Genomic DNA, 25,614 nt, shown 5'->3' with positions numbered 1-25,614 from the left:
ACCTTTGCGACTTCAACATTCCTTGCACCGCTATTCGGAATCGCCGTCGGGTTTGCCGTCCTGACTCTCGGGTACTGGGATCTACGGTGGATCCTCGGCGTCACGCTGATCGCCATCGCCAGCGTCGCCGGGATGACGTTCCTGCGCGGCCTCTCAAGCGTCGTCGTGACGCTCGTCGTGACCTTGCAAGCCGAGGTCGCGATCCGCCCAGGATACGGACGCGCGTCGACCGGCGGAATGCAGATCTACGGTACCGGACTCCTCGCCGCGCTCGTGCTTCTGATCCTCTACTACAAGGGATCGCCGATCCGGTGGCGCGGCCACTTGCACCGTCCGATCGCGCTGATGTTCGTCATGACGGTGCTCGCGGTCGCGTTCAGCTCGGAGCACTTCGCCGGCACGGACTTCTTGCTCTCTCAGGTCCAGCTCTTTCTCCTCTACGTTGCGGCGATGAGCGTCGTGCGCAGCGAAGCGGACGTACGGAAGGTGGTCACGCTGCTTCTCGCGACGCTGATCACACAAGGCATCGTCTACTACATCCAGTCGGCGCTCAGCATGGGATTCAACGTCACCGGCGACACGTGGGATCTGAGCGACGAATTGCCGCGTCCCGGCGGCACGGTGAGTGCGAATCCGGCGGGTTTCGCGAGCTACATGATTCCGCTCTTATTCATCGCGATCGCGCAGCTCATCTCGGGCTCCGCATGGCGACGCCCCTGGACGCTCGCCGCCACGGTGATCGGGCTCGTGTCGCTCGTGCTGACGTTCACGCGGGCGGCGTGGGCGGGCTTCGTCATCGGCTTCTCGTATCTGCTCCTCTTCGGCGTCCGGTACACGCGCATGAAGCCCAGGACGGTCGCCATGATCGTCGGCGCGGCGATCTCCGTCGTGATCGCGCTCTCCCCACTGATCCAGATGCGGCTCTCGGAATCCGTCGGCGATGCGTACGACGAGCGTGCGGGGCTCATGCAGATCGCGATGAACATCATCGCGGCGCATCCCGTGTTCGGCGTCGGGCCCGGCGCCTACGCTTACGTGTTCAAGGACTATCTGTCGCCCGGAATGGATCAGTGGCTTTATACGGTACACAACGAGTACCTCTTGCGCACCGCGGAAAGCGGCATCCTCGGTGGCCTCGCGTGGGTATGGATCCTGCTCGCCGCCCTCCGCCAGAGCCGAGACCTCCTAAAGCGATCCGCGTCCCTGGAGATCCGCGCGCTCGCACTCGCGTGGGGCGCGGGGCTGCTGAATCTCGCGTGGCAAATGTACTGGGTTCCGTGGCGCGGCTTTGGCTACAACGCCCTCTTCTGGTTCATGCTCGGCCTAATCGAAGCGGCCGCGATGTGCGAATGGGGCGAAGCGACCGTCGCTCGTCGCCGCGACGCAACCGCACCCGACACGCGAGGCTAAGATGCGCCTTGTCGGTGAAAAACCTGCTTGCTACCGTCGAAGTAATTCATGAGCACGCCTTGCCGCTTGGAGCTGCTGACGTGGGATCCGGTCTGCCAGCGTAGCGCCTCGTTCGCCGAGCGGTTGCGGAAGCCGCTGCACACGATCCACTATCTTGCGTACCGCCGGCCGATCGTCGCGCCGATCAAGTATCCCGCGCAGTTCGTGTCAACACTGCGCCTGCTGAAGAAGCTCCGTCCCGACGTAACCGTGGTGTCCAACCCGCCACCGTTCGCCGCGCTCACGGCATGGGTCCATCATCGCACTCACGGTGGCGGCTTCGTGGTCGACGCCCACACCGGGGTGTTCCTCGAGCCCAAGTGGAAGCCGTTCGCGCCGCTCAACAAGTTCCTCATGCGGCGCGCGCTCCTAACGCTTGTGACGAACGAGGGGCTCTCGGACGTCGTCCGCGGCTGGGGCGGACGGCCCTTCGTGCTCCCCGATCCCCTGCCGACCCTCGACGCGCGCGACACGCGCTTTCCGGTCCAACCGGGCCGTTTCAACGTCGCAGCGATATTCTCCTTCTACGAGGACGAACCGATCGACGAGTTTCTCGCAATCGCCGCCTTGCCCGAGGACATGGACGTGTGGGTCACCGGCGACTGCAGCCACGTAAGCGCGAGCACTCGGGCTCGGCTTTCGCCGAACATCCACCTGACCGGCTTCTTGGATCGCCGGTCGTACAACGCGCTCCTCCAGCAAGCGGACGCCGCGATCGTGTTGTGTACGCGTCCCCACACGATGCTCTGCGGTGCCTACGAGGCGGCATCGCAGGGTCTGCCGCTCGTCACCTCGCGCTCGGATGCAATGCAGGCGGTCTTCCGCAGGGGCACCGTGTTCGTCGGTAACGACACCGGCGACATCGAGCGCGGCCTTCGAGAAGTGCGGCGCCGGCAGCCGGAGCTGGCGGAGGACATGCGGCGCCTCCGCGCGGAGTTGCATGACGATTGGAATGCGCGGTTTCATCAGTGGCACCTCGAGGTCCAGCGTGCTTGGGCCGCGGACACGGTGACGCTCGCGCGGCCGATGACGCCGGCGCCGTGTCCGCCGTCGGATCGTTGATCGAGCGCCTGCTCGACGACGGGGCACTCCGCGACCGTATGGGCGCGGCCGGTCGCACCGCCGTGGAGCGTGACTTCGACTGCCGTCAGGAAGCCGTTCGGCTGCGTACGATCCTGCTCGGAGCGCTCGCCGGAACCCCCGTGCCGACCCGACCGCCGCTGTAGCAATCGGCCGCGCCGCGACGTACGCTCGCACCATCGTCCTCGCTGCAATTGTCCCGAGGTTTCACGCATGCCACGGTCGAAAGCGCTTTCGCTGATAGGCGAGTTCTGGGCCTTCTTGCGCATCCGCAAGAAATGGTGGCTCGCGCCGATCATCATCATCCTGTTGCTCTTCGGATCGCTGATCGTCTTCACGCAGGGCTCCGCGCTGGCGCCATTCGTGTACACGATCTTCTAGTGCACCGTCGTCGAGATAGCGTCGATCAGATTGTCGTTCATCGGCGTCCCTCGCAAGGAACGCCGACGCAGGAATATCGTGAATATTCCAAGGAGGTGTGACGCCGCGAGGGGCGTCGAGGGACGACAAGATGATTGATGCTATCTCGACGGCGGTGCACTAGATGGCCGGGTCTGCCGCGCGGGCCGAGCTCCGAACGTTCGGGCTCACGGTCGGAACGGCCTTCGTGCTGTTCGGCACGATCAGCTGGTGGCGCGGCCACGAGATCCCGCCGAAGATCCTGTGGGCGCTCGGGGCGTCGTTGCTCGTCCCGGGGCTCCTCTTCCCCGGAACCCTCGGCCCCGTCCAGCGGGGGTGGATGGCATTCGCGGCAGTGCTCGGACACGTCAACACGCGTATGATCCTGACGGTGCTGTTCTACGTGGTCATCACCCCGGTCGGCCTCGTGATGCGGCTCTTCCGCGACCCGCTCGACCGCGCGCTCGACGACGGCCGCGCGAGCCACTGGGTGAAACGCGAGCGGGAGCCCGTCGAGCCGACGCGGTACGAGCGGCAGTTCTGATGCCGACCGTCCTCGGCCTCTCGGCGTACTACCACGACGCGGCCGCGTGCCTCGTGCGCGACGGCGCGATCGTCGCGGCGGCGCAGGAGGAGCGCTTCACGCGCAAGAAGCACGACGCGGAGTTCCCGCGCCATGCGGTCGCCTATTGTCTGCGCGCCGGAGGGCTCCGCCTCGGGGACGTCGATTACGTCGGCTTCTACGACAAGCCGCTCCTCAAGTTCGAGCGCATCCTCGAGAACTACCTGGGCGTGGCGCCGAAGGGGCTCGGATCCTTCCTCACCGCCATGCCGGTGTGGCTCAAGGAGAAGCTCTTCACCGGCGACGCCATCCGCCGCGCGCTCGGCGAGTGGGAGGGGCCGCTGCTCTTCACCGAGCACCACGAGTCGCACGCGGCGAGCGCGTTCTATCCCTCGCCGTTCGCGGAGGCGGCGGTGCTCACGATGGACGGCGTCGGCGAGTGGGCGACGTCGTCGTACGCCGTCGGGCGCGGCCACGACCTCGACCTCCTCGCCGAGCTCCACTACCCGCACTCGCTCGGCATGCTCTACTCAGCGTTCACCTACTACACCGGCTTCAAGGTGAACTCGGGCGAGTACAAGGTGATGGGCCTCGCGCCGTACGGCGAGCCGCGCTACGTCGACCGCATACTCACCGACGTGCTGCAGCTGAAGGAGGACGGCTCCTTCAAGCTCAACATGGCGCTCTTCGACTACCTACACGGCCTCACGATGACGAGCGGCGCGTTCGACGCGCTCTTCGGCGGGCCGCCGCGCCGGCCCGAATCGGCGCTCACGCAGCGCGAGATGGACCTCGCGGCGTCGGTGCAGGTCGTGACCGAGGAGATCATGCTGCGGATGGCGCGCCACGTGCACCGCGAAACCGGCATGCGGAACCTCTGCCTGGCGGGCGGCGTGGCGCTGAACTGCGTCGGCAACGGCCGGCTCTTGCGCGAGGGACCGTTCGAGGGCCTGTGGATCCAGCCGGCGGCGGGCGACGCCGGCGGCGCGCTCGGCGTCGCGCTCGCCATCCACCACAAGGTGCTCGGGAACGCGCGGTCGCGGAACGGCGACGGCCACGACGCGATGCAGGGTGCGTATCTCGGGCCCGCGTTCACGGACGACGAGATCGCGACGTTCCTGCGCGCCGCGGGCGCGGTCTACGAGACGCTCCCGACCGACGCGATGCTGGCGCGCACGGCCGAGGCGCTCGCGCGGGAGAAGGTCGTCGGCTGGCTGCAGGGGCGGATGGAGTTCGGACCGCGCTCGCTCGGCGCGCGCAGCATCCTCGGCGACCCGCGCTCGCGCAAGATGCAGTCGGTCATGAACCTGAAGATCAAGTTCCGCGAGAGCTTCCGCCCGTTCGCGCCGAGCGTGCTCCGCGAGCACGTCGCCGAGTACTTCGAGCTCGACGGCGACTCGCCGTACATGCTGCTCGTGGCGCCGGTGCGGCGGGAGCGGCGGATCGCGATGACCGACGACGAGCAGCGCCTCTTCGGAATCGACAAGCTGAACGTCGCGCGCTCGGACCTGCCGTCGATCACGCACGTCGACTACTCGGCGCGCATCCAGACGGTGCACGCCGCGACGAACCCGCTCTATCACGCGCTGCTCACGCGCTTTCGCGATCTGACCGGATGCCCGGTGCTCGTCAACACGAGCTTCAACGTCCGCGGCGAGCCGATCGTGTGCACGCCGAAGGACGCCTACCTCTGCTTCATGCGGACCGAGATGGATACGCTGGTCCTCGGCTCCCACGTCCTCGAGAAGGACCGCCAGCCGCCGCTCACCGACGACGTCGACTGGCGGACGCTCTACCAGCTGGATTGACGAGGCGATGTCCGTGACGCGCTTCGACCCACCCGCGAGCGACCACCGCGAGCCGACGAGCCGTCTCGCCGTGCGCACGCTCGCCACGATCGGCGCGCTCCTCCTGCTCTTCCTGCTCGCGGGGTGGTTCGGCTACCGTGCCTACCTCGCAACGCCCGACGTCGTCTCCGCCGTGCCGCCGCCGTCGCGCCACGCCGCGGCCGCCTCGCGCGTCGTGCTGTTCGTGATCGACGCATTCACGCCCGAGAAGGCGTTCGACCCCGCCGTGATGCCGACCTTCGGCCGCCTCGCGGCGGCCGGCGCCTCGGGCGTCGTCCAGACGGATCCCGTCACGACGACCGCGCCCTGCGTCTACAGCCTGACCACCGGCCGGCCCGGCAATCTCGTGCAGGCGATCTTCAACTTCCATTCGCGGCCGACGACGGTGGACTCCTTGCTGAGCCTGGTCGCCGCCGACGGCGGCCGCCTGGCGCTCGCCGGCGATCCCGCCTGGCACCGCCAGTTCGGATGGCTGGTGCCGGCCGAGGACCGCCACGAGTCGCCCGAGCCCGGCATCACGATCGAGCACCACATCGACGCGTACGACGCCGCCGCCGTCGAGTTCCTGCTCGGGAAGTACGCCGACCCGCGCTACCGCCTGCTCGTCGTGCACCTCGGAAGCCTCGACGCCGTCGGGCACATGGTGACGCCGCGTGCGCCGCGCTACGCGCAGCAGATGACGTTCCTCGACGGGCTCCTCGCGCGCACGGCGGCTGCGATCGACACGTCGACGACGCTCCTCCTCGTCACCGGCGACCACGGCATGGCGTCGCGCGGAACGCACGGCGGCGAGGACGAGGCGCGGCGCACGCCGTACGTGCTCGTCGGCCCCGGCGTACGCGCCGGCGTGCGGCAGGACCTCCCGCAGACCGCGCTCACCTCGACGCTCCTCGCGGTGCTCGGGCTGCCGTTCCTGCCGGTTTCGCTCGAGCCGCCCGCCCCGGTCCTCCTCGACCGGCCGGCGTCGGAGGCCGAGGCGCTCGTCCGCGAGTACTTCGACGGCAAGCGGCACGCCACGGCGACGCAAGCATCGCACTCCGTCCTCGCGGGCGCGCCCGCGACCGACGCGGAGGCGAACCAGGCGCTCAACGACGTCCTCTTCGGTGCCGAGGAGTCGCGTGCCGGTTTCCGGACGCTCGCGGCGGCCTCGACCATGCTCGGCGTCCTCGGCGCGGCGCTCCTCCTCTGGCGCTCGGCGCCGCGCCCGAGCGAGCGGCCCGCCGCCGCGGCGCACCTCGCCCTCGCCCTGGCGGCGCCCGCGGCGCTCGCGCTCGTCGCGACCGGATTCCTCTGGATGCGGAGCGCCTTCGCGTTCCGCTCGAGCACGATCGCCATGGCGGTCGTGACCGGCGTGCTCGCGGCGGCGGCGGTCGTCGTCTGGATCGTGGTGCGCTTCCCGCGCCTCACCCGGGATCTCGACCGGTGGCGGATCTCGGCCTTCGTGCCCACGCTCGTCGTCCTGACGGCGCCGCTCGTGAACTCGCACTGGCTCCATCCGCGCCCGTACTTCGAGCTGCTCCTGCTCGCGGCCGTGGCGCTCATGGTCCCGCTCGTCGCCGCTCGCGAACGCTGGGCGCGCCTGCCGGCCGTGACGGCCGCGATGATCTACGTGCCGCAGATCGCGATCGGCGACTGGCCGCACCTGCTCCTGCCGCTCCTCGCGGTCGGCGTCGTGGCGCTCGCGCTGCGGAACCTCCGTACGGAACGCAGCGCCCCGACCGCGCTCGCGGCAACGCTCGTACTCGCGATCTTCGCGGCCGCGTTCGGATGGCGCGCCGCCCCGAGCACGAGCCTCGCGAGCGTCGTGCTGGCGCTCTTCTTCGTCGTCATGCTGACGGCGATGGTCCTCAAGGAAGCGCCCCGCGCGGCGGCGGCGCTCCTGATCGCGTCGAGCACGGCGCTCTTCCTCGTCATGGCCTCGGACGTGCACGAGGAGCTCGTGTTCTGCGCGACCGCGGCCGTCGCGCTCGCGGTGTCGCGGATCCGCATCGACCTCGCGCGGCCCGGCCTCGTCTACCTCGTCGCGACGGTGCTCGTCCTGCTGCGGATATGCCTCTATTTCGAGCTCGGCGACCAGTACAACATCAGCTCGATCCGCACCGCGCCGGGCTTCCTCCTCGCCGACTCCGGGCTGCCCCTCGCGACCGTCATCGGCCTCCTGCTGCTCAAGTACGGCCTGCCGTGGATCGTGATCCTGGCGATGGCCCTGCCCTCGCTCGCGGTGGCGGATCGGCGCTGGACGACGCACCTCCTCGATCTCCTGGTCGTCGGCTACGTGGTGCGCTTCGCGGCCGTCGCGGCGGTCGCCGATCCCTTCCGCGTCCTGCCGAACGGCATGGACGGCATCGTCGGCATGTTCTGCGTGACGTGGGCGGAGCTCCTCACGTTCGGGCTCGTGGCGACGTTCGCGGCGACGCTGGTCGGCGCTCGCCGGATGCCGGCGCCGGAGGTCGTCACCGTCGCGGCCTGAGCGCGGCCGTCGAAGCCGCGCGCCACGACCGGAGCGCCCACGCGACCGCCCGCCCGCGCGTTGCCTCCGTCGCCGGTCGCACGTATTACGTCGTCGTGGACGGATTCGGCGGCCGCACCGGCAGCGACAGTCTGAAGGTGATCCGACCCGCATGAGCGCACGCACGATCCTGTGCGTGTTCGGGACGCGCCCGGAGGCGATCAAGATGGCGCCCGTCGTGCGCGCGCTCGCCGCGCGGGCCGGCGAGTTCCGCCCCGTCGTATGCGTCACGAACCAGCACCAGGAAATGCTCGACCAGGTCCTCGACCTGTTCGAGCTGCGGGTCGAGCACCGCCTGCAGGTGATGACGAGCGGGCAGACGCCGAACGACGTGACGGTGCGCGTCCTCGAACGCCTGCCGCCGGTGCTCGCCGACACGCGACCCGCCGCGGTGCTCGTGCAGGGCGACACCACGACGACGTTCGCCGCGGCGCTCGCGTCCTTCTACGACCGCATCCCGATCGGACACGTCGAGGCCGGCCTCCGCACGTATCGCAAGGACTCGCCGTTCCCCGAGGAGCTGAACCGCCAGATGACGACGGTGCTCGCCGACTGGCACTTCGCGCCGACGGCCTGGGCGCGCGACAACCTGCTGCGCGCCGGCGTCGCCCCCGCGGCGATCACCGTCACCGGAAATCCCGTCACCGACGCGCTGCGGTGGATCGCCGACAAGGTCGCGGATGGCGCCGACGTCGTCCCCGCGCTCGCGCCGGCGTCCCGGGTCGTCTTGGTGACGGCGCACCGGCGCGAGAATTTCGGCCCGCCTTTCGTGGCGATGTGCGAAGCGATGCGCGCGATCGTCGAGCGGCATCCCGACGTCGAGCTCGTGTACCCGGTGCACCTGAACCCGAACGTGCAGGAACCCGTGCGCCGCATCCTTTCCGGCGTGCCGCGCGTGCACCTGCCGGCCCCCGTCGACTACGCGAGCCTGGTCGCGCTGCTGAAGCGCTGCACCCTCGTGCTGACCGACTCGGGGGGGATCCAGGAGGAGGCGCCGTCGCTCGGAAAGCCCGTGCTGGTGATGCGCGACACGACGGAGCGGCCCGAGGGCGTCGAGGCCGGCACCGCGAAGCTCGTCGGCACCGACCGCGACCGCATCGTCGCCGAGGCCGACCGCCTCCTGACCGACCCCGCCGCGTACGCGGCGATGGCGCACGCCCACAACCCGTATGGGGACGGACATGCCGGCGAGGCGATCGTGGCGGCGCTCGCGGCCGGCCTTGCCGAGAACGGGAGCTGATTCCCGAGCATCCGCCCGGTATCCTGAGCGGCCGACGCATGACCAGAGAGCGCCCGCGTCCGTTCCGACGCCTCGTGCCGGCGAACTTCCGCGATCCCGTCGGGCTCGCGCGGCGGATCCTCGCCTCGCGCGACCGCGCGGCGTACTTCGCGATCGTCAGCACCGCGCTCGGCGCGGCGGCGACCCCGCTCGACGCGCTTCTCGCCGCGACCCTCGAGAAGCTCCTCCTCGGCGATCACGTGGCGCCGAAGAAGCCGGTCGTCATCGTCACCGGCGCGCCACGAAGCGGGACGACCGTGCTCTCGCAGGCGCTCATCCATCACCTGCCGGTCACCTACTTCAACAACCTGACCGGCGTGTTCCCGCGCGCGCCGATCGCCGCCAACCGCCTCTTCGGCCGCATGCTCCCGAAGCCGGCGGCGACGCTCCACAGCTACTACGGGCGCACGAGCGGCTTCGCCGCCGAGAACGACGGCCTGCACCTCTGGGATCGCTGGCTCGGCGCCGACCGCTACGCGGTCCCCGAGCGGCTCGCCAGCGAGACCGCCGCCGACCTCCGCCGCTTCTTCGCGGCGTGGGAGCACGCCTTCGGCCGCGCGCTCGTCACCAAGAACAACGCGCTCGCGACCGGCGTGCCCGCCGTCGCCGAGGCGCTTCCGACGTCGCGCTTCGTCTACGTCCGCCGCGACCCGGTCTTCGCCGCGCAATCGATCCTCGGCGCCCGCGAGACGATCCAGGGCACGCGCGCGGCGCAGTACGGGGTGAACGACCCGGCGCGCGGGACGTACGCGAGTCCGATCGAAGACGTCTGCGCGCAGATCGTGTACCACGAGCGACGTATGGAGGAGGCGCGGCGCATCGTCGGCGACGCGCGGTTCTGGGTCGTGGACTACGAGTCGTTCTGCACCGCGCCGCACGCGATCGTCGAGCGCGTCGGTCGGGAGATCCTCGGAGTGGACGTCGACGGCGCCGCCGTACGCCGCGACCTGCCGCCGCTCCGCAACACCAATCGCCCGAAGCTCGCCGCCGCCGAGATGAAGGAGATCACGGCGACCCTGGCGCGCCTGCGGGCCGGGACCGCCGAGCGCCGGAACACGACGTGAGCGCGCCGCCCCGCGCCGTCCCCCGATCGGCGATCGTCCTCCTCGCCGTCGCGGCCTTCGCGCTCCGCGCCTTCCACCTGAACGCGCAGAACCTCTGGTACGACGAGATCGGCTCGGTGCAGGTGATCGCGACGCCGGTCTCCCGGCTCGCCTCCGACTTCGAGGCCGGCCGCCTCGAGCCGACCGCGTGGCTCAGCATGGCGTACTGGGCGCTCACGAAGGCCGTCGCCTGGCCGGGCCTCGGCGACCGCGACGCGGTGCTCCGCCTCACCTCGGCCGCGCTCGGCGCCGCGACCATCCCGGCGCTCGCGTGGGCGACCGCGCCGATCCTGCCCCCGGGCGCGGTCGTCGCGGCAGCCGCCGCGCTCGCGCTCTCGTCGTTCCACGTCTGGTACTCGCAGGAGGTGCGGCCCTACGTGCTGCTGATCCTGCTCGTCACGCTCGCCGTCGGCGCCTGGGTGCGCGCGCTCGGAGGGGGCGGCGGCAGCCGCTGGGCCGCCGCCGCCGCGCTCGTCGTCCTCGCGCTCTACACGCATCCGATCGCGCTCGCGTTGCCGATGATCCTCGGCATCCACCTGCTCTCACGCGCGCGCGCCGACCCGCGGCGCGCCCGCTCCGGACTCGCCGCGCTCACGGTCGCCGGCCTCGCGTTCGTCCCCGCGCTCCTCCTGATCCGCGCGCACGGCGCAAACAATCCCGCCGACAGCCGCGGCGTCGGCTGGCTCGACCTGCCGTACGTCGTCTACGCCTACGCTGTCGGCTTCTCGTACGGGCCAAGCACGGGCGAGCTGCACGACGACCGCCTGCGCGCGGTCATGGACTCCCTGCCGGAGGTGGCACTCGCGGCCGTGATCTTCGGCGCGCTCATCCTGCGTGGCCTCGCCGCGACGCGCCGCCTCGACGCCTCGACGCGCACGCTCCTCCTGACGTGGCTCGCCCTCCCGCTCGGCCTCGCCTTCACGGTCGCGGCGACGGGGGCGAATCCGCTGAACGCCCGCTACGGCATCGTGTCCTTCCCGGCCTTCGTGATCCTGATCGGGCTCGGCGCCGCCGACGTGCGCCGTCCGGCGGTCGCCGGGCTCGCCCTCGGCGCCGCCATCCTCTCGCTCGTCTCGCGCGCGCAGCTCGCCTTCGACACGCGCTACGCCAAGGAGGACTGCCGCGGCCTCGCCGCGGCGCTGCGTGCAGAAGCCGCCCCCGACGACCTCGTCATCGTCAACGCACCCTACATGGCGGGCGCCGTGCGTTACTACTACCCGGGACCGGCGACCGTGGCGGCCTACCCTCCGACCGACGCCGAGCGCGACGTCGACCCGACCCGGGCCGCGACGGACCTCCGCGCCCTCGCCGCCGGGCGCGCGCACGTCTGGCTCGTGGCCACGCGGAGCTTCCACGGCGACCGCGCGGGCACGCTACCGCTCGTGCTCGGGCGCGAGCGTACGGTGGACCGGACGATCGAGCTCCCGGGCATCGTCGCCACGCGCTACGCGAGCCCGGCCGCCCGCTGAAGCACCGCGCCCGACAGGGAGTCGGCGCACGCATCCACCATGCGACTATGCCCTTGAAATTTCTTGACTGTCCCTGTGCGCGGCATGTAGATCTTCGCCACACGGGGCGGTCCCCATCGCTCCGCTCGTGCCGCTACCCGTCAGTTTCCGGATAGGAGATCCCCGATGACTTCGCCCACCGCCTGGTTCCGTCGCACCGCCCTCGCCCTCTGCTCGCTCGTCCCGCTGCTCGGCTGGTCGCTGCCCGCGAGCGCCGCGACCCGGCTCTTCGTCGCCGCCAACGAGCACATGGCGATCTGGGAGATCGACCCCGTGACGGGCAACAAGATCGCCGAGACCCTGCTCGTCCCGCCGATCGCGGCGACGCGTCCCGGCCTCGCCTTCGACGGCACCTACCTCTACTACACCGACGAGACGCTCGCCGTGATCCAGGCGTACGTGCCGGGCGGCGTCGGGGTCGACCACACGCTCCCGAAGCCCGCGGCGCCCCTCGAGTCGGGCTCGGGCCTCGGCGCCACCGCGACGTCGATCTTCGCGGTGAGCCTGGACAGCGCGGTCACCGAGATCGACTCGACGACCGGCGCCGAGCTGAACTCGTACGCGATCGCCGGCGCCGCGAACGCGCTCACCTTCGCAGGCGCGCGCGGCTCGCTCTTCGTCGTCGTCCTCGACAGCACGACGATCCAGGAGATCACGCCGGCGGGCACGGTGCTCAACACGATCGTCGCGGGCGACATCTTCCGCGGCCTCGCCTTCTCGTCGTCGAACAACGTGCTCTACGGCGTCCGCGGCGGATTCCTCACGGCGGTGAACCCCGACACCGGCGCGACGCTGCCGGGCTACCCCGTCCAGATCGGCGACCTCGCGACCGGCGTCAAGCTCAACAAGAGCGGCGCGGCGGCCGCCGACGAGCCGCTGCTCGAGTTCTGCGGTGACGGCACGGTGAAGGCGCCCGAGACCTGCGACCCGCCCGGCTCCGCCACGAACAACGGAGCCACCTGCCGCCAGAACTGCACGTACTGCGGCGACGGCGTCCAGGAGACGAACGAGCAGTGCGACGACGGCAACACCGACGACGGCGACGCCTGTCGCAACGACTGCACGCTCCCGCGCTGCGGCGACGGCACCCAGGACCAGGGCGAGGCGTGCGACGACGGCTGCCTGCTCGGCGTGCCGGGCGTATGCGAGCCCGGCATCGACGACGGAGACGGCTGCAGCGCGGCCTGCACGATCGAGCCGTTCTGCGGCGACGGCATCGTCCAGCCCGAGCGCGGCGAGCAGTGCGAGCCGCCGAACACGGCGACGTGCGACGCCAACTGCCATCCGTTCGAGATCTGCCTCGACCTCGTCGACAACGACGGCGACGGCGCGATCGATTGCCTCGATCCCGACTGCGACTGCCTGCCGATCGGCCGCGACCCGGGCGCCATCCGCTTCGGACGCGACACGGGCGATCTGCTGGCGGTGCACGGGAGCCTCGCGCCGCTCACGCCGATCACACCGAACCTCGAAGAGATCAAGATTCTGCTCACCAACGCCGACGGGAAGATCTATTCGCTCGTCATCCCGGCCGGCGACGTGAAGCAGGTCAGCCGCAACCTCTTCCGGTTCCGCAATCGCCTCGCGCAACGGCAACGAGACGGCCTCGCGCGCTTCGACGTGCGCTACTTCCCGAAGCGCAACAACTTCACCTTCGTGCTCAAGACCTACGGCGACCTCTCGAAGACGACCCTCGCCCAGATGGGCTTCCAGGTCTCGATCGGCGACGACGGCTTCCTGAACCAATCGACGTGGCAGACGATGCCGAAGGGCTGGTTGCTGACGCTCCCGGGCGAATGAGCGGTAACGACCGGCGCCTGCTTCCGGGGGTCCCGGTCGTCACTGGCAGACCGAGAGGTGCGGCTTCGCGGTGCACGGCAGGTCGATGTGGCGCAGACAATTGTCGCCGAGCCGGAGCATGACCGTGACCTCCGGATCCTCGGCCGCCTCGGCGAGCGTCGGCGCGTCCGCCATGAGCGTGACGAGCCAGCGCGGACCCTTCACGCGGAAGTCGAGTCGGGTCAGGCCATTGCTCTGCTGCGCCGCCTCGGCCCGCGACGCCGTATAGCGATAGCGTCCGCTCGCGGCGCCGGCATGCAGCAGCGACGCGTCGATGGCGGCGGCGTACAAGGCCGCGCCGGCGGCGTTCCGGATCTCGACCAGGGCGCCCGTCTGCGACGGATCGACCGCGGCGTCGAGCTCGAACCGGCCTCTGCCGACGAGCTTGATCGTCTCGGCCTTCTTCATGAACTTGACCCGGCTGATTTCGATGTCGAGACCTTCGGGCGCCGAGCAATCTCCGGCGGCGCACGCGTCGGCCAGGCACGGATCCGAAGCGTCGCACGCCAGACAGCATCCCGGCGGGCCGACGTGGGTGCACTGGCGGGTGGCCTCGTCGCAGGAGTCGATGCTGCAATCGATCGCATCGGTACAATCGCGCGTCGGGCTGGTATCGCACACGCCGGCCATGCAGACCTCTGGGCCATTGCAGAAGGACGCGTCGTCGCAAGGGACGCCGTTCGGGCGATTGCCGCACGTACACGACGTCTTCGCGACGCACGCATCTTCGCGGCAGGAATTGGTCGGTCCGAGCGCGCGCTCCTGCGAAATGTTGCTCTCCACGCCGTTCGCGACGGCAACGACGCTGAAGTAGTTCGTTCCGGACGGCGTGTATGTCACCGTCGCCGACATGCTGCCGTCGGCTGCGGGAGCCGGAGTGCCGGTCCAGACGGGCGCGCCGCTGTAGGTGGCGCAGGGCGCGCGCACGTACACGGCATAGCCCGTGACGCCGGAGCTCGCGGGGGGCAGCCAGCGGACGAGCGCCATCGCGGCGTCCGCGGCGGGAGGAGCGGCGAGCACGCCGACGACCGCCGCGCCCGCGGCGACACGACGAGTGACACGAGCGAACGCTCGCAGGAACGATCCACCGTACATCGTGAAACCGTCTCGATCCGTGATTGATTTGCCCGACCGAAGATCGCCCCGTTCGCCGCACCGCCGAAGGCGGCCCGGAATGACGCTGCAGCTGCGGGCACGTTCCGCCCTGCTTGGCAACGCAGGGCGCCGCCGCGGAACCCGACCTCCTCCCCAGGAGTCGGGTTGCGACGTTCGGACGTGCTTGCGATAGCCAATGCTGCCTGAGGCCGCAACGCCGTCGAGCGCGACCGGCTGAGAAACGGGCTCCCTACCCGGTTTTCTTGCAGAACTGCGCGAGGGCTCGGCCTACCCCGGCGACGGAGTTTGGTCGAAGGCGTCGACGGCGCTCCGGGCGCGCCGCATGTCGGCGAGCGACAGCCCCTCGGCCCACAACGCGACGGCGCCCGCGCTCACCACGACGGCCACCTGACAAATCCAGAGTCCGATGGCGAACGCCTTGGCGCGATCGACCGGCATCCCGTAGAGCGCCGTCAACGTGGTCTCGCTCGCGAGCTGCACGACGCCGACCCCGGCGGGCGCCTGCGGCAAGGCGATCGCGAACGACAGCACGACCAACAACCCGACGGCGTGCGGGAGACCGAGCTCCGTGAAGCCGAACGCGCGCAGCATCAGGAGCTCGAACGCCACCATCGAGCCCCAGAGCACGGCGGTGAAGAAGACCGCGAGCCCGAGGGAGCGCCCCGACCGGAGACCAGCGATGCCGGCCTGCAGCGACGCGAGCCGCGCCCCGAGGCTGCCGCGACGCCCAGAATCGGTTGCGAGCCGGCGCCGCGCGAACAGCACGAGCCCGAGCGCCGCGACGGCCGCGAGGCTACCGGCGATCAGCGCCTCGCCGCGCAGCCGGGAGAGAAACGCCGCATCACGCACCGCCGTGCCCGGCGGGAAGGGCGCGGCGACGAGGAAGACGACGAGCAGCACGAGCGCGGCCCCGAGGTCGAACACGCGCTCGACGACGATCGAGCCGGCCGCCTGCCAAAAGCCGATGCGACCGTCGAGTCGGGTCACAACCCAGCATCGCAGCGGCTCGCCAAGGCGTCCGGGCAGCGTGTTGTTGCCGGCGAAGCCGATCAGCGTGCTGGTCAGGCGATGGCGGAACGACACCGGCGCCCCGGCGAGCAGCTGCCGCCATCGCCAGGCACGCGCCACCGACGTCATCAGCAAGCACACGCTCGCCGCGAGGATCGTCGGCACGTCCGCCCCGGCGAGCACAGCGCCGATCTCCCGCCACGGGGCGTTCCGCGTGAAGAGCGCCACGCAGGCAAGGCCGAGCGCGAGGCCGAGCCACACGGTCGCACGCGTCCGGCGCTTCGCCACGCCGGAGGACCTAGCCCGCATTTCTCACCAGGTCCACGTCGCGAGAGCGTCGAGCGTGCGCCAGATCGGGCCGAACAGAGCGCCGAGCGACGCAGGCGGACTGGACAGTCCGTCGAGGAGCGAGGCGCGAGTACGGCTCGAGATGGCGTGCGATTGACGCTCGCAGCAGGAACCTGGTGCGAAGTGCGGGCTGGCAGAATTTCAGCGCATGGGCTCGCGCAGCACGAGGTCGCCGATCCGGAACTTGCCTTGCACGCGGAGGCCGAGCACGCCGTCGAGCGTCGCACCGGGCACGACGCGCGCCAGGTCGGCTGCGAGGTCGATGGTAATCAGACGATATCCGCTGCCTTCGACCGGCATCGACACGAGCGGCAACGTCGTCTTCCGGCCCCGCGCCACCGGCTCGGGGAGACCGGCCGCGTAGCGCAGCCGGACAATGCGCTTTTTCGCGCGCAGCCGCACCTCGATCGCGAGCTTGTGCTCGTCGCGCACCACCAGCGAGAAGACACGGTAGTCGGCGGCCAGCCTGTTCTTCTTCGGGAAGCCGACGGCGATTTTCGCGCGTTCACGGTCGCGCGGCTCGGTACGGATCGTCGGCGCCCCGAGCTCGGCGTCGAACTCGTTCTCGACGACCGTCCCCGCGCCCTGCTGCGACCACCCGCCTACCGGCAGCGCCATCTCGGCGATCGGCGTAGGCTCGACGCGCAGCACGCCGCGACTCGCCACCGTGATCTCGGCCACGTGGATCGTCCCGCGCAGCGTCACCTGGTCGACGGCAGCGAGATCGGCGTCGAACGCGGACGCCAGATCGGCCTGCAAATCACGGAGGATCGTACGAAGCTTCTTGGGGCTCATGGCGACCGGGAACGTCGCCCGCCGCTTGCCGGCGATGGGCACACCGTCGCCCGCGACGTAGATCACCACGTAGCGCTTGCCGTTGCTCGCGCGCGCGGTGACCTCCAGGCGGGCGTCGGCGCCCGCCCGCGCCGTGAACGAGAGGACGGGGAACGGCAGGTCGAGCGTCGGCGCGTCGGGATACGAGAGCCCTCCGTGCGGCGATTCGGAATCGACGGCGAGAACGCGCATGCCGCCGTCCATGATGGCCTGGCTGCGTGCGCCCTTCGCGGGCGTCCAACCGTCCAGCGGGAAGGTGAAGCTCACGGCGCACGTGCAGTCGGCGAGGCAATGCGCGGCACAGGCAGCGTGCGCATCACCGTCACATTGCTCACCGGCGTCGAGCGCGCCGTTGCCGCAGAGGGCGGGCGCGGGCGTCGCGACGACCGTCGGAATCGGCGTCGCGTCGACCGGCGTCGCGGTCGGCGGGTTCGCGGTCGGCGCCTGCGTCGCCGTCGCGGCGGACGTCGCGGTCGGCACTTGCGTCGTCGTCGCCGTCGCACCCGGCGTCGCGGTGCGCGTGGGCATCGGCGTTGCCGTCGCCGGGATCGGGTCGCTCTCGCGCGGGCCGTACACGCGCAGCTCTCCGACCGAGATGAACTCGTCCCGACCTTCCGGACGACCCCAGATGCGGATGGCGTCACCCGCGATCGGCGCGAAGTCGATCTGGTAGATCTCGTAGGACTGCCCGTCGTTGGTCCCGGGATACTCCGGGGTGGCGTGGAGCGACGACACCGGGCTCCACAGGCCGTTCCGGCGAACGTGCACGGTGAGCGTCGAGAACCACCCACCGCGCGAGAAGTGCATGCCCTCCTGGAACGTCACGTGCGCGAAGGTGTGGACCTCGGCAAACGCGTAGCCGATCCAGTCCTCGTTGGAACTGTTGCGACCGTCGTTCGTGTCGTACTGACGAAGCGGTGCGTTCGTGCCGACCGGCGGCATGTCGCCGTCACGGATCACCTCGAGATCCTTGTTGCCGCTGCCGGTCGCAACCGGCACGCGCGCGATGATGCTTCCGCGGTGGCTGAGATCGCCGTCGCCGGGCGTCGCAGCGGTGGTCGGCGTGGAGGTCGGCATAGGCGTCGCGGTGCGTGTCGCCGTCGGGGCGATCGTCGCGCTCGCCTGCGCGGTTCCGGTCGCGGTCGGCGCCGGAGTCTCAGTCGCCGTCGGCACCGGGGTCGCCGTGCGGGTGCTCGTCGCCGTCGCCACGGCCGTCGCGGTGCGTGTCGCGGTGGGAACGGCCGTCGCCGTCCGCGTCGATGTCGCCGTCCTGGTCGGCGTCGGCGTCTCCGTGGGCGTCCCGGTCTTCGTCGAGGTGGCCGTCTTGGTCGGTGTCGCCGTCTTGGTCGGTGTCGCCGTCTTGGTCGGCGTCGGCGTTCGCGTCGCCGTACGCGTAGCGGTCGGCGACGCGGTCACGGTACGGGTCGGCGTCGGGAGCGGCGTGCTCGTACGCGTCGGTTCCGGCGTCGCCGTGCGGGTCGCGGTCGCCACTGTCGTGAGCGTCGGCGTCGGCGTCACGGGGTACGGCGTCGACTCGTTCGGGTCGAGCGGATCACTGCCTTGCGTCACCTCGACGCCGTCACTCACGCCGTCGCCGTCGGTGTCGGCGACCAGCGGATCCGTCTCCCCGACGTCGACGACCATGTCGAGGTCGCGGTCTTCCCGGGCGTCGGTCAGCCCGTCGCCATCCGAGTCGACGACGGCCGCGGCGCTCGCGTACGTGATCGCGAGCTCGTTGGAGCGGTCGCTCTCGTCGCCGGTCGCATCGTAGCTCGTCACCGCGAAGTAGGTCGTGGCGCGGAGGTTCGCACCGGGGAACACGAACCGCACGGTGCCGTCGGCGTCCGGGAGCCGCGCGCCGATGTCGGTCGCGGCGCCATACGGCGCGCCGCCTTCCCGCGCGTAGATCTTGTATCCGACGCCGCCATCGACGGGAGACCAGGCGATGCGCGCATCGTACGCCGACGCCGACGTCGCGGTCGCGACCAGCAGCACGAGCACAGCGAGTGCTGATTCGATGGCGCGATGGAGCGATGGCGCGGCAAGCATGGCGCGCTACGTAGGCAAGGCACGTGCCGTCGCCACTCGCCATGACAACCACCTGCGAACCTGGGTGCGCGCACGTGATCGTCCACGCGCTCTGCGCGCGAAGAAAGATCGCGGCGGCGGTCCGTTGCATCTCCGCCGCGTGGCTTCGCATGGCGGACCGCGACGAGATTCACGCGGGCTCGGCGGCGTCGCGAGAGTGACGCTCGCCAGCAATCACCATCGCTCCGCCTCAGGCGTGTGCGCGAGGAGATGTTGTGTCGACGAGGGTTCAGCGAACGGCGACCGCGATCTCGTTCGAGAACGCGCTCGTCTGAAACGCGGCGTCGTACGACCTGAGCGCGAAGTAGATCACGCCGCTCGGGCCGGGGTACTCGAGCTCGAAGCTCGCGACGCCGTCGGCATCCGGAAGCGGCGCGCCGACGTCGACCGCATCGCGATACGCGCCGGACTCGGTGCCCCAATGCACGAGGTACCCGGCGGCGGCGGCCGACGCTCGCCAGCGCACCACGAAGCGCTGCACGTTGGCGGTGCCGTCGCCGTCGCTGCTCGCGTCATCCGTACCGGAGCCCGAGCCTCCACCTCCGCACGCCGCCATGAGGACAGCGAACGCCACCAGGATCCAGTGACGAACGACGCGCACGATACGAGGACGTCCTGCCTCTCTCATCCCGATGCCATGGCACTCTCGATGCGATTCCGCCACGCGACGCCTCTGCGCTCGGTCGCGCCGGACGACATGGCGGCCGCGCGCCAATATCCCGCCGCCCGCCAAGCGGCGTGACTGTCCAGCACCCGCCCTTCGATCGCAAGTAGTTGAAGCCTTGAGATTTGGCCAGCGAGTCGCCGTGGCTCGGGCGTTGCAATGCCTGCTCGCTCAGCATGCTCCGACGACACGCCCCCCGGGCCGTCCTGGCCATCGTCTTCGCGCTCGTATGCTCCGTGTCGTGCGTCGAGGCGTACTCCGTCACGATTCGCTGGAGGAGCGACGGTGATCCGTTCGTCGCCGGGTATCGTTTGCACGTGAAGCCCGCCGATGCGGAGGAGCGCGCGCCGATCGACGTGCCGCGCCCCCGCCGCGACGGGTCCGGGCGATTCGAGAGCGTCATAGCCGACCTGCAGGTCGAGGCGGCCTACACCTTCACGATCACCGCGTACGACGCGTTCGGCACCGAGAGCGCGCGCTCCAATCCGTACACGATCGGCTACGTCGAAGCGGCGCGGGTGGTCGACTCCGATCACGACGGCCTACCCGACGGCGCGGAGGACGTGGACCTCGATCAACGCGTCGACGACGGCGAGACCAACCGCCTGGTGGCCGACACGGACGGCGACCAGGTCCCCGATGGGCTCGAGCGCGGGTTCGGTTCCGATCCACTGGATGTCGATTCGCCGAGCTGCGCGCCGCTCGGTTTCTCGGAGTTCCGGCTGGTAGGCCTCGGTTCCGCGAACGTCGGATGGGACGACGAGCTCGGTGATCTCGCCCTCGCCACGACGCCATCGATCCACCGTGCGACGTCGATCGGAGTGATGTACCCCCAATGGGGGAAGGGCACGCTCAGGGAGCCCCTCCTCGTGACGCGCGTGCGCGACAACGATCCGTTTCGCATCGACGTCCACGCCCGCTCCACCGACGGGAAGCTCTACCGCCTGCGCTACGAGGGGCTCGGACGCATAGAGCGGGTGACGCGGCGGCGTCTACGCCGGTCGCTGGGCAACCACTTCACTGGCGAGCGCTGGGAGTCGATCGGCATCGACGTCGCGGCCGATATCGCGCATATGGATCCGAGCGCAATCTTCGATCACATCGAGCGTCTCACGGTGCGGGGCAATCTCGTCATGCAGCAACCTCGCATCTGCCGCTGACGCCCGGCCGCATTGACGCCGGAGGCGCAAAGCCATTAAGAAGCTGACGCTTCTCATGCGACGGCGGGCACGCGACGGCGACACGTTGGTGTACGGCAGCGGGGCCGGCGGCCAGCCCGTCGCGCGATCTCCGCAGCGCTCGGTCGCGACGACGCCGGCGGCGCGCATCTGGCTCGAGAAGAAGGGCCGCAACGGGACGCCGGTCTCGATCATACGCGGGTTGACGGCCGATCCTCGGGGGCTCACCGAGCTCGCGAGCAAGCTGAAGCGCGCCTGCGGCACCGGCGGGTCGGCGAAGGACGGAGAGATCATCATCCAAGGCGATCATCGCGAGCGTCTCGCTGCGCTGCTCGAGCGCGACGGGGTATCCGTAAAGCTCGCCGGCGGGTGAACGAAGGAGACTTGATGCGAACCAACGGACGACTGGCTCTCGGGTTGGCTGCGCTGCTCGCAACATCGATCGCCGCCGCGGCACCCGCGGCGGCGGGCGGGGACTGGAACGACGCGAAGGTGCAGTGGCAACCCTACGAAGCGGGGCTGGCTGCCGCGAAGAAGGACAAGAAGCCGATTCTGCTGATCTTCTATACGGAGTGGTGCCCGCACTGCACCAACTACAGCAAGGTCTTCCACGACGAGAAGGTCGTCGCGCAGATCAAGAAGTTCGTCGCGGTGCGCCTCGACAAGGACAAGAATGCCGAGCTCAGCAAGAAATACGCGCCCGACGGCGAGTACATCCCGCGCACGTACTTCCTCTCCTCGGACGGCACTCTCGACCCCGCGCTCACCGCGCCGCGCGCGGAGTACAAATATTTCTACGACGAGAGCAATCCGGCGCAGCTCCTGGCCGGCATGGACGCCGCCCTGAAGAAGCTGAAGTAGCGGTCGGCGTACGCGTACGCATCGGAGGTTCCCGCTCGGCATCGTCACGCTGCTCGCGCTCGCGACGCTCGCGTGGATCACTCGCGAGCAGGTGCTGACCGCGATCGGGGAAGGATTGACGGTCGACGATCCGCCCGTGGCCGTCGACGCCATGGTGGTGTCGATGGCGACGCTGCGTGCGGCAGCGCTCGAGGCCGCGCGTCTCCATCACGACGGCATCAGCGGCCGGATCGTGATCGCACGCTGGAGGCCCGAGCCGCTCGACGAAGAGATGCGCCGGCTCGCCGTTCCATGGTTGCCGCCGCACGAGCTCGCCGCCGCCATGCTCGAGAAGAGCGGCGTCCCGGCGGCGGCGGTCGAGTTGCTGGACGACTCGGTCGACGGGCTCAACACCGAGATCGCAGCCGTCGCCGCCTGGGCGCGCCGCGAAAGGCCGGCGAGCCTGCTCTATCTGACGTCGCGCAGCCACAGCCGCCGGGCGTCGTGGCTGCTGCGCCGCCTCCTGCCCGATGGGACACGGCTCCTCGTCCACGCGCCGGCGCTCGACGGGTTTCGCCCCGATGCCTGGTGGCGATCGCGGACGGAAAGCCGCGAGGTGGCCATGGAATACCTGCGTTGGATGAACACCTTCGGCCTTCGTGACTTCTGGCGCCGCCAGCCGCCGGACGTGCCGGAGCCTTGACGAGCGCTCCCACGACGCGGAGCTTCTTTCAGGAGCGACCTGGGGAAACGAGCACGCCCGGGTTCAGCACCCCGCGCGGGTCGAGCGTCGCCTTCACCGCGCCGAGCGCGCGCGCGAAGCCGTCGGGACGCTCGCGGTCGTACCACGGGCGGTGGTCGCGGCCGACGGCGTGGTGGTGGGTGATCGTGCCGCCGAACGCGAGCAGCGCCTCGGCGGCCGCGCGCTTGATCTCCGCCCAGTCGGCGAGCTGCCGGTCCGGACGGGAGGGCGCGAGCACGGTGTAGTACGGCGCCACCCCGTCGGCGTACGCGTGCGTGAAGCGGCAGGTGACGATGCCCGCGCCGCACACCCGCCGGAGCGCCTCGCTCACGGCCTCCGTGACGCCCGTGTGCAACGCCTCGAAGCGGTCCCAGGTGACCGCCGTCTCGAAGGTCTCGCTGATCATCCCCATCCCGACGAGCGCGTCGCGGAGGTAGGGCATGTCGAGGAATGCCTGGCGCCAGGCGCCGGCCGCGCCGTCGCGCGCCCCCTCGTCGTCCCGCCGCGTCCGCCCGGCGTCCGCGGGGGCGCGGCCGCCGTGGTCGCGGCAGCACTCGAGCGCCCGCGCCATCGGCGCGTCGAGGACGTGGTCGGCCGACTCGAAGCCGACGACCAACACCGCCTCCGCGCCCGTCCCCGCGCCCGCCGTCAGCGCCTCGCCCGGATCGAGCAACCGGCAGTTCGTGGGGTGCAGGCCGGACTGCGCGAGCGCGCGCACGGCCGCCGCGCCGCCGGCGAAGGTCGGGAACGTCACCGGGGCCGACGCGCGGAAGGTGGGCCGCGCCTGGAGGCGCATCCACGCCTCGGTGATGATGCCGAACGCGCCCTCCGATCCGATGAAGAGCCGGTCCGGGCTCGGTCCCGCCCCCGACGCGGGTAGACGCCGCGTCGCGACGATCCCCGTCGGCGTCACGACCCGCAGCGCCTCCACGAACTCGTCGATGTGGGTGAAGAGCGTGGCGTAGTGGCCGCCCGCGCGCGTCGCGATCCACCCGCCGAGCGAGCTGAACTCGAACGACTGCGGGAAGTGCCGGAGCGTGAGCCCGTGCGGCCGCAGCTGGTCCTCGAGCGCGGGCCCGAGCACGCCCGCCTCGATGCGCGCGGCGCGCGACGCGTGGTCGATCTCGAGCACGCGGTCGAGCCCGCCGAGGTCGATCGACACGACGCCCGGGAAGGCCTCCGCGGCCGGCGCCTCGACGCCCCCGACCACGCTCGACCCGCCGCCGTACGGAATCGCCGCGAGCCCCGCGCCGGCGCACCAGTCGAGGACCGCGACGACGTCCGCCTCCGTCGCCGGCCGCGCCACGACGTCGGGGGGATTGGCGAAGTCGCGCGCGAAGCCGCGTACGACGTCGCGGAACGACTTGCCGTAGGTGTGGCTCGCGCGCGTGAAGGGATCCGTGGCGCAGAGCCGCGCGAGGCCCGCGGGCGGCGCGACACGCGGCGCGCGCAGCGCCACGTCCTCGATGCGGGGCGGCACGCCGATCTTCGGTACGTCGACGCCGAGCCGCGCGGCGAGCAGCATCGCGATCCGCTCCTGCTGCTCCGCGCTCGGCCCCGCATCTTCCCATCCCCAGCCCCAGAACTTGCGCCGCCGTGGTTGCATGACCGCCGCGATATGAGCACAACGGCCGGCGGAAACCCACCCGTCCGGAGGTCCTCGCCATGAAGGTCTACGACTCGTTCGGTCCGAATCCGCGCGCGCTCCGCATGTTCCTCCTCGAGAAAGACGTCGACCTGCCGAAGGTGACGATCGACCTCCTCGGCGCGGAGAACCGCCAGACGCCGTACACCGACAAGAATCCGGGCGGCCAGGTGCCGGCGCTCGAGCTCGACGACGGCCGCGTCCTCGGCGAGACGGTCGCGATCTTCGAGTACCTCGAGGAGAAGTACCCGAGTCCGCCGCTCATCGGCCGGACGCCGGAGGAGCGCGCCGAGGCGCGTATGTGGCAGCGCCGCGTCGAGCTCAAGATCACCGAGCCCCTCTACAACGGCTTCCGCTTCGCCGAGGGCCTCGAGCTCTTCCGGACGCGCATGCGCTGCCTCCCCGAGGCCGCCGACGGGCTCAAAGCCACGGCCCGCGACAACCTCGCCTGGCTCGACGAGCTGCTCCGCGGCAAGCAGTTCATCGTCGGCGATCGCTTCACCATGGCGGACGTCATCCTCTATTGCGCGCTCGACTTCGGCGCGAGCGCGGGTCAGCCGCTCGACGGCGCGCTCACGAACGTCGCGTCGTGGAAGGAGCGCGTGGCGGCGCGCCCGAGCGCGGCCGCGAGCCTGCACCCGATGAGCGCCGCAACCGGCATGAACGGCTGAGCCGCGGCGCACGCGCCGCGCGACCCGCGCCGACTTCGCGGGCGGGCGCCGGCTCCCCGCCCGGCGCCCGCGCCGATCGCGCTACGGCAACCCGCTGGCGGTGCCGCGGATCGTGACGCGGCCCGGCCCCGGGAGGCCGGCCACGTTGTTCACCGCGGCGGCGCCGGTCGGCCCGACGCAGAAGACCGCGCCGAGCGTCGGCTGCGCCACATCGTTCATCGGCGCGTCCGCCATGCCGACGGCCACGAGCGTGTCGGTGCCGTCGAGCGCCGCGGGCTGGAACGTCCCGCCGCCGGTCAGGAAGCACTTGCGCTGCGCCACCTGACAGCTCCCGAGCGTGCCGCCGCAATCGGCGTCGCTCAGACACCCGCGCTGCGCGTGGCCGGACGCCACACTGCAGTTCTGATCGGTCGGACCCTGGGCGCACTCGCCCTCCCCGTCCGCGTCGCCGTCGACGCAATCGAGGGCCGCCGTGTTCGTGTTGTCGAGGCAGGCCGCCGGCTTGGTCGGCTCGCCGGGACGCGCGCAGCTGCCGCCCGGACATTCCGAGTTGTTGCCGCACGGCGTGCCGTTCTTGGCGCCCGAGAGACACCGTTTCCCGCCACACTGGGTCGCGCCGACCGCCACGCAATCGGCGCTGGTGAAGCACGGCGTCGCCGTAGCGTTGTTGCAGGTGTCGCAGAGGCACTTGTTCCCGGCCGCGTTGGTGCAGTTCGGGCTCGACGCCGTCAGCGTCCTCGCGACCGCCGCCGTCTGGTTGCTGAGGTCGATCGGCAGCGTCGCGATGATCGATGCGGGCGAGAGCGGGCAGTCGAGGCTCGTCGTGCCGAAGTCGGGGCGGTTCGCCACCGTACCGTTCCCGTCGCAGGGCAGTCCGACGCGCGGACCGGCGTCGCACGTGCCGC

General features: G+C 70.7%; 22 protein-coding genes. 16 read left to right on the top strand and 6 right to left on the bottom strand.

Annotation, left to right across the window (positions count from 1 at the left end):
* The first annotated feature begins 132 nt into the window (after positions 1-132).
* The 11 genes from IT293_12615 (at position 133) to IT293_12565 (ending at position 13,536) form a co-directional block, all read left to right on the top strand.
* Positions 133-1,410 carry an O-antigen ligase family protein gene (locus IT293_12615; GenBank protein MCC6765494.1) on the top strand — a complete coding sequence of 426 codons (1,278 nt, stop codon included), beginning with the start codon at positions 133-135 and terminating at the stop codon, positions 1,408-1,410.
* Positions 1,411-1,458: 48 nt separating this feature from the next.
* Complete coding sequence (locus IT293_12610; GenBank protein ID MCC6765493.1) at positions 1,459-2,511, top strand: hypothetical protein; 1,053 nt, start codon at positions 1,459-1,461, stop codon at positions 2,509-2,511.
* On the top strand, positions 2,490-2,675 hold the full coding sequence (locus IT293_12605; GenBank protein ID MCC6765492.1) for a hypothetical protein: 186 nt from the start codon (positions 2,490-2,492) through the stop codon (positions 2,673-2,675). The genes IT293_12610 and IT293_12605 overlap by 22 nt, the downstream gene beginning before the upstream one ends.
* Positions 2,676-2,742: 67 nt before the next feature.
* A complete protein-coding gene (locus IT293_12600; protein MCC6765491.1) occupies positions 2,743-2,910 on the top strand; it encodes a hypothetical protein in 168 nt (55 codons plus the stop codon).
* Positions 2,911-3,073: 163 nt separating this feature from the next.
* Complete coding sequence (locus IT293_12595) at positions 3,074-3,472, top strand: sxtJ (protein ID MCC6765490.1); 399 nt, start codon at positions 3,074-3,076, stop codon at positions 3,470-3,472.
* On the top strand, positions 3,472-5,298 hold the full coding sequence (locus IT293_12590) for a carbamoyltransferase (GenBank protein MCC6765489.1): 1,827 nt from the start codon (positions 3,472-3,474) through the stop codon (positions 5,296-5,298). Before IT293_12595 ends, IT293_12590 begins: the two co-directional genes overlap by 1 nt.
* Positions 5,299-5,311: 13 nt before the next feature.
* Positions 5,312-7,807 (top strand): alkaline phosphatase family protein, encoded by a 2,496-nt coding sequence (locus IT293_12585; protein ID MCC6765488.1) that lies wholly within the window; start codon positions 5,312-5,314, stop codon positions 7,805-7,807.
* 151 nt (positions 7,808-7,958) lie between these two features.
* The gene (gene wecB, locus IT293_12580) at positions 7,959-9,086 is read left to right on the top strand and encodes a UDP-N-acetylglucosamine 2-epimerase (non-hydrolyzing) (protein ID MCC6765487.1); all 1,128 of its coding nucleotides are present in this window, start codon (positions 7,959-7,961) and stop codon (positions 9,084-9,086) included.
* Positions 9,087-9,124: 38 nt separating this feature from the next.
* Positions 9,125-10,189: a sulfotransferase gene (locus IT293_12575; GenBank protein ID MCC6765486.1), complete on the top strand. Its 1,065-nt coding sequence runs from the start codon at positions 9,125-9,127 to the stop codon at positions 10,187-10,189.
* Positions 10,186-11,697 (top strand): glycosyltransferase family 39 protein, encoded by a 1,512-nt coding sequence (locus IT293_12570; protein ID MCC6765485.1) that lies wholly within the window; start codon positions 10,186-10,188, stop codon positions 11,695-11,697. The genes IT293_12575 and IT293_12570 overlap by 4 nt, the downstream gene beginning before the upstream one ends.
* A 165-nt stretch (positions 11,698-11,862) precedes the next feature.
* Positions 11,863-13,536 carry a hypothetical protein gene (locus IT293_12565; GenBank protein ID MCC6765484.1) on the top strand — a complete coding sequence of 558 codons (1,674 nt, stop codon included), beginning with the start codon at positions 11,863-11,865 and terminating at the stop codon, positions 13,534-13,536.
* A 39-nt stretch (positions 13,537-13,575) separates the two neighbouring features.
* Here IT293_12565 and IT293_12560 read toward each other — a convergent pair whose 3' ends face one another.
* The 4 genes from IT293_12560 to IT293_12545 form a co-directional block, all read right to left on the bottom strand.
* Positions 13,576-14,670 carry a hypothetical protein gene (locus IT293_12560; GenBank protein MCC6765483.1) on the bottom strand — a complete coding sequence of 365 codons (1,095 nt, stop codon included), beginning with the start codon at positions 14,668-14,670 and terminating at the stop codon, positions 13,576-13,578.
* A 288-nt stretch (positions 14,671-14,958) separates the two neighbouring features.
* Entirely contained in the window at positions 14,959-15,987 is a 1,029-nt protein-coding gene (locus IT293_12555) for a flippase-like domain-containing protein (protein ID MCC6765482.1), read from the bottom strand.
* Positions 15,988-16,188: 201 nt separating this feature from the next.
* Entirely contained in the window at positions 16,189-18,930 is a 2,742-nt protein-coding gene (locus tag IT293_12550; GenBank protein MCC6765481.1) for a hypothetical protein, read from the bottom strand.
* A 268-nt stretch (positions 18,931-19,198) separates the two neighbouring features.
* Positions 19,199-19,570, bottom strand: coding sequence for a hypothetical protein (locus tag IT293_12545; GenBank protein ID MCC6765480.1), 372 nt, complete (start codon positions 19,568-19,570; stop codon positions 19,199-19,201).
* 239 nt (positions 19,571-19,809) lie between these two features.
* Between IT293_12545 and IT293_12540 the strand changes: the two genes are divergently transcribed.
* From IT293_12540 to IT293_12525, 4 genes are all read left to right on the top strand, one after another.
* Positions 19,810-20,793: a fibronectin type III domain-containing protein gene (locus IT293_12540; GenBank protein MCC6765479.1), complete on the top strand. Its 984-nt coding sequence runs from the start codon at positions 19,810-19,812 to the stop codon at positions 20,791-20,793.
* 55 nt (positions 20,794-20,848) lie between these two features.
* Positions 20,849-21,184 (top strand): translation initiation factor, encoded by a 336-nt coding sequence (locus IT293_12535; protein ID MCC6765478.1) that lies wholly within the window; start codon positions 20,849-20,851, stop codon positions 21,182-21,184.
* A gap of 14 nt (positions 21,185-21,198) precedes the next feature.
* Positions 21,199-21,672: a thioredoxin family protein gene (locus IT293_12530; protein MCC6765477.1), complete on the top strand. Its 474-nt coding sequence runs from the start codon at positions 21,199-21,201 to the stop codon at positions 21,670-21,672.
* Positions 21,673-21,808: 136 nt separating this feature from the next.
* Positions 21,809-22,354 carry a YdcF family protein gene (locus IT293_12525; GenBank protein ID MCC6765476.1) on the top strand — a complete coding sequence of 182 codons (546 nt, stop codon included), beginning with the start codon at positions 21,809-21,811 and terminating at the stop codon, positions 22,352-22,354.
* A gap of 28 nt (positions 22,355-22,382) precedes the next feature.
* Here IT293_12525 and IT293_12520 read toward each other — a convergent pair whose 3' ends face one another.
* Positions 22,383-23,999: an FAD-binding oxidoreductase gene (locus tag IT293_12520; protein ID MCC6765475.1), complete on the bottom strand. Its 1,617-nt coding sequence runs from the start codon at positions 23,997-23,999 to the stop codon at positions 22,383-22,385.
* 59 nt (positions 24,000-24,058) lie between these two features.
* Between IT293_12520 and IT293_12515 the strand changes: the two genes are divergently transcribed.
* The gene (locus IT293_12515) at positions 24,059-24,709 is read left to right on the top strand and encodes a glutathione S-transferase family protein (GenBank protein ID MCC6765474.1); all 651 of its coding nucleotides are present in this window, start codon (positions 24,059-24,061) and stop codon (positions 24,707-24,709) included.
* A gap of 81 nt (positions 24,710-24,790) precedes the next feature.
* Here IT293_12515 and IT293_12510 read toward each other — a convergent pair.
* The coding region (locus tag IT293_12510; GenBank protein MCC6765473.1) for a hypothetical protein at positions 24,791-25,614 on the bottom strand (824 nt) is incomplete at its 5' end.

Source organism: Deltaproteobacteria bacterium, assembly GCA_020848745.1.
Taxonomy (GTDB): Bacteria; Desulfobacterota; Binatia; order UTPRO1; family UTPRO1; genus UTPRO1.
The sequence above is the reverse complement of the archived record's forward strand: the minus strand, read 5'-3'. Positions and strand labels throughout refer to the sequence as shown.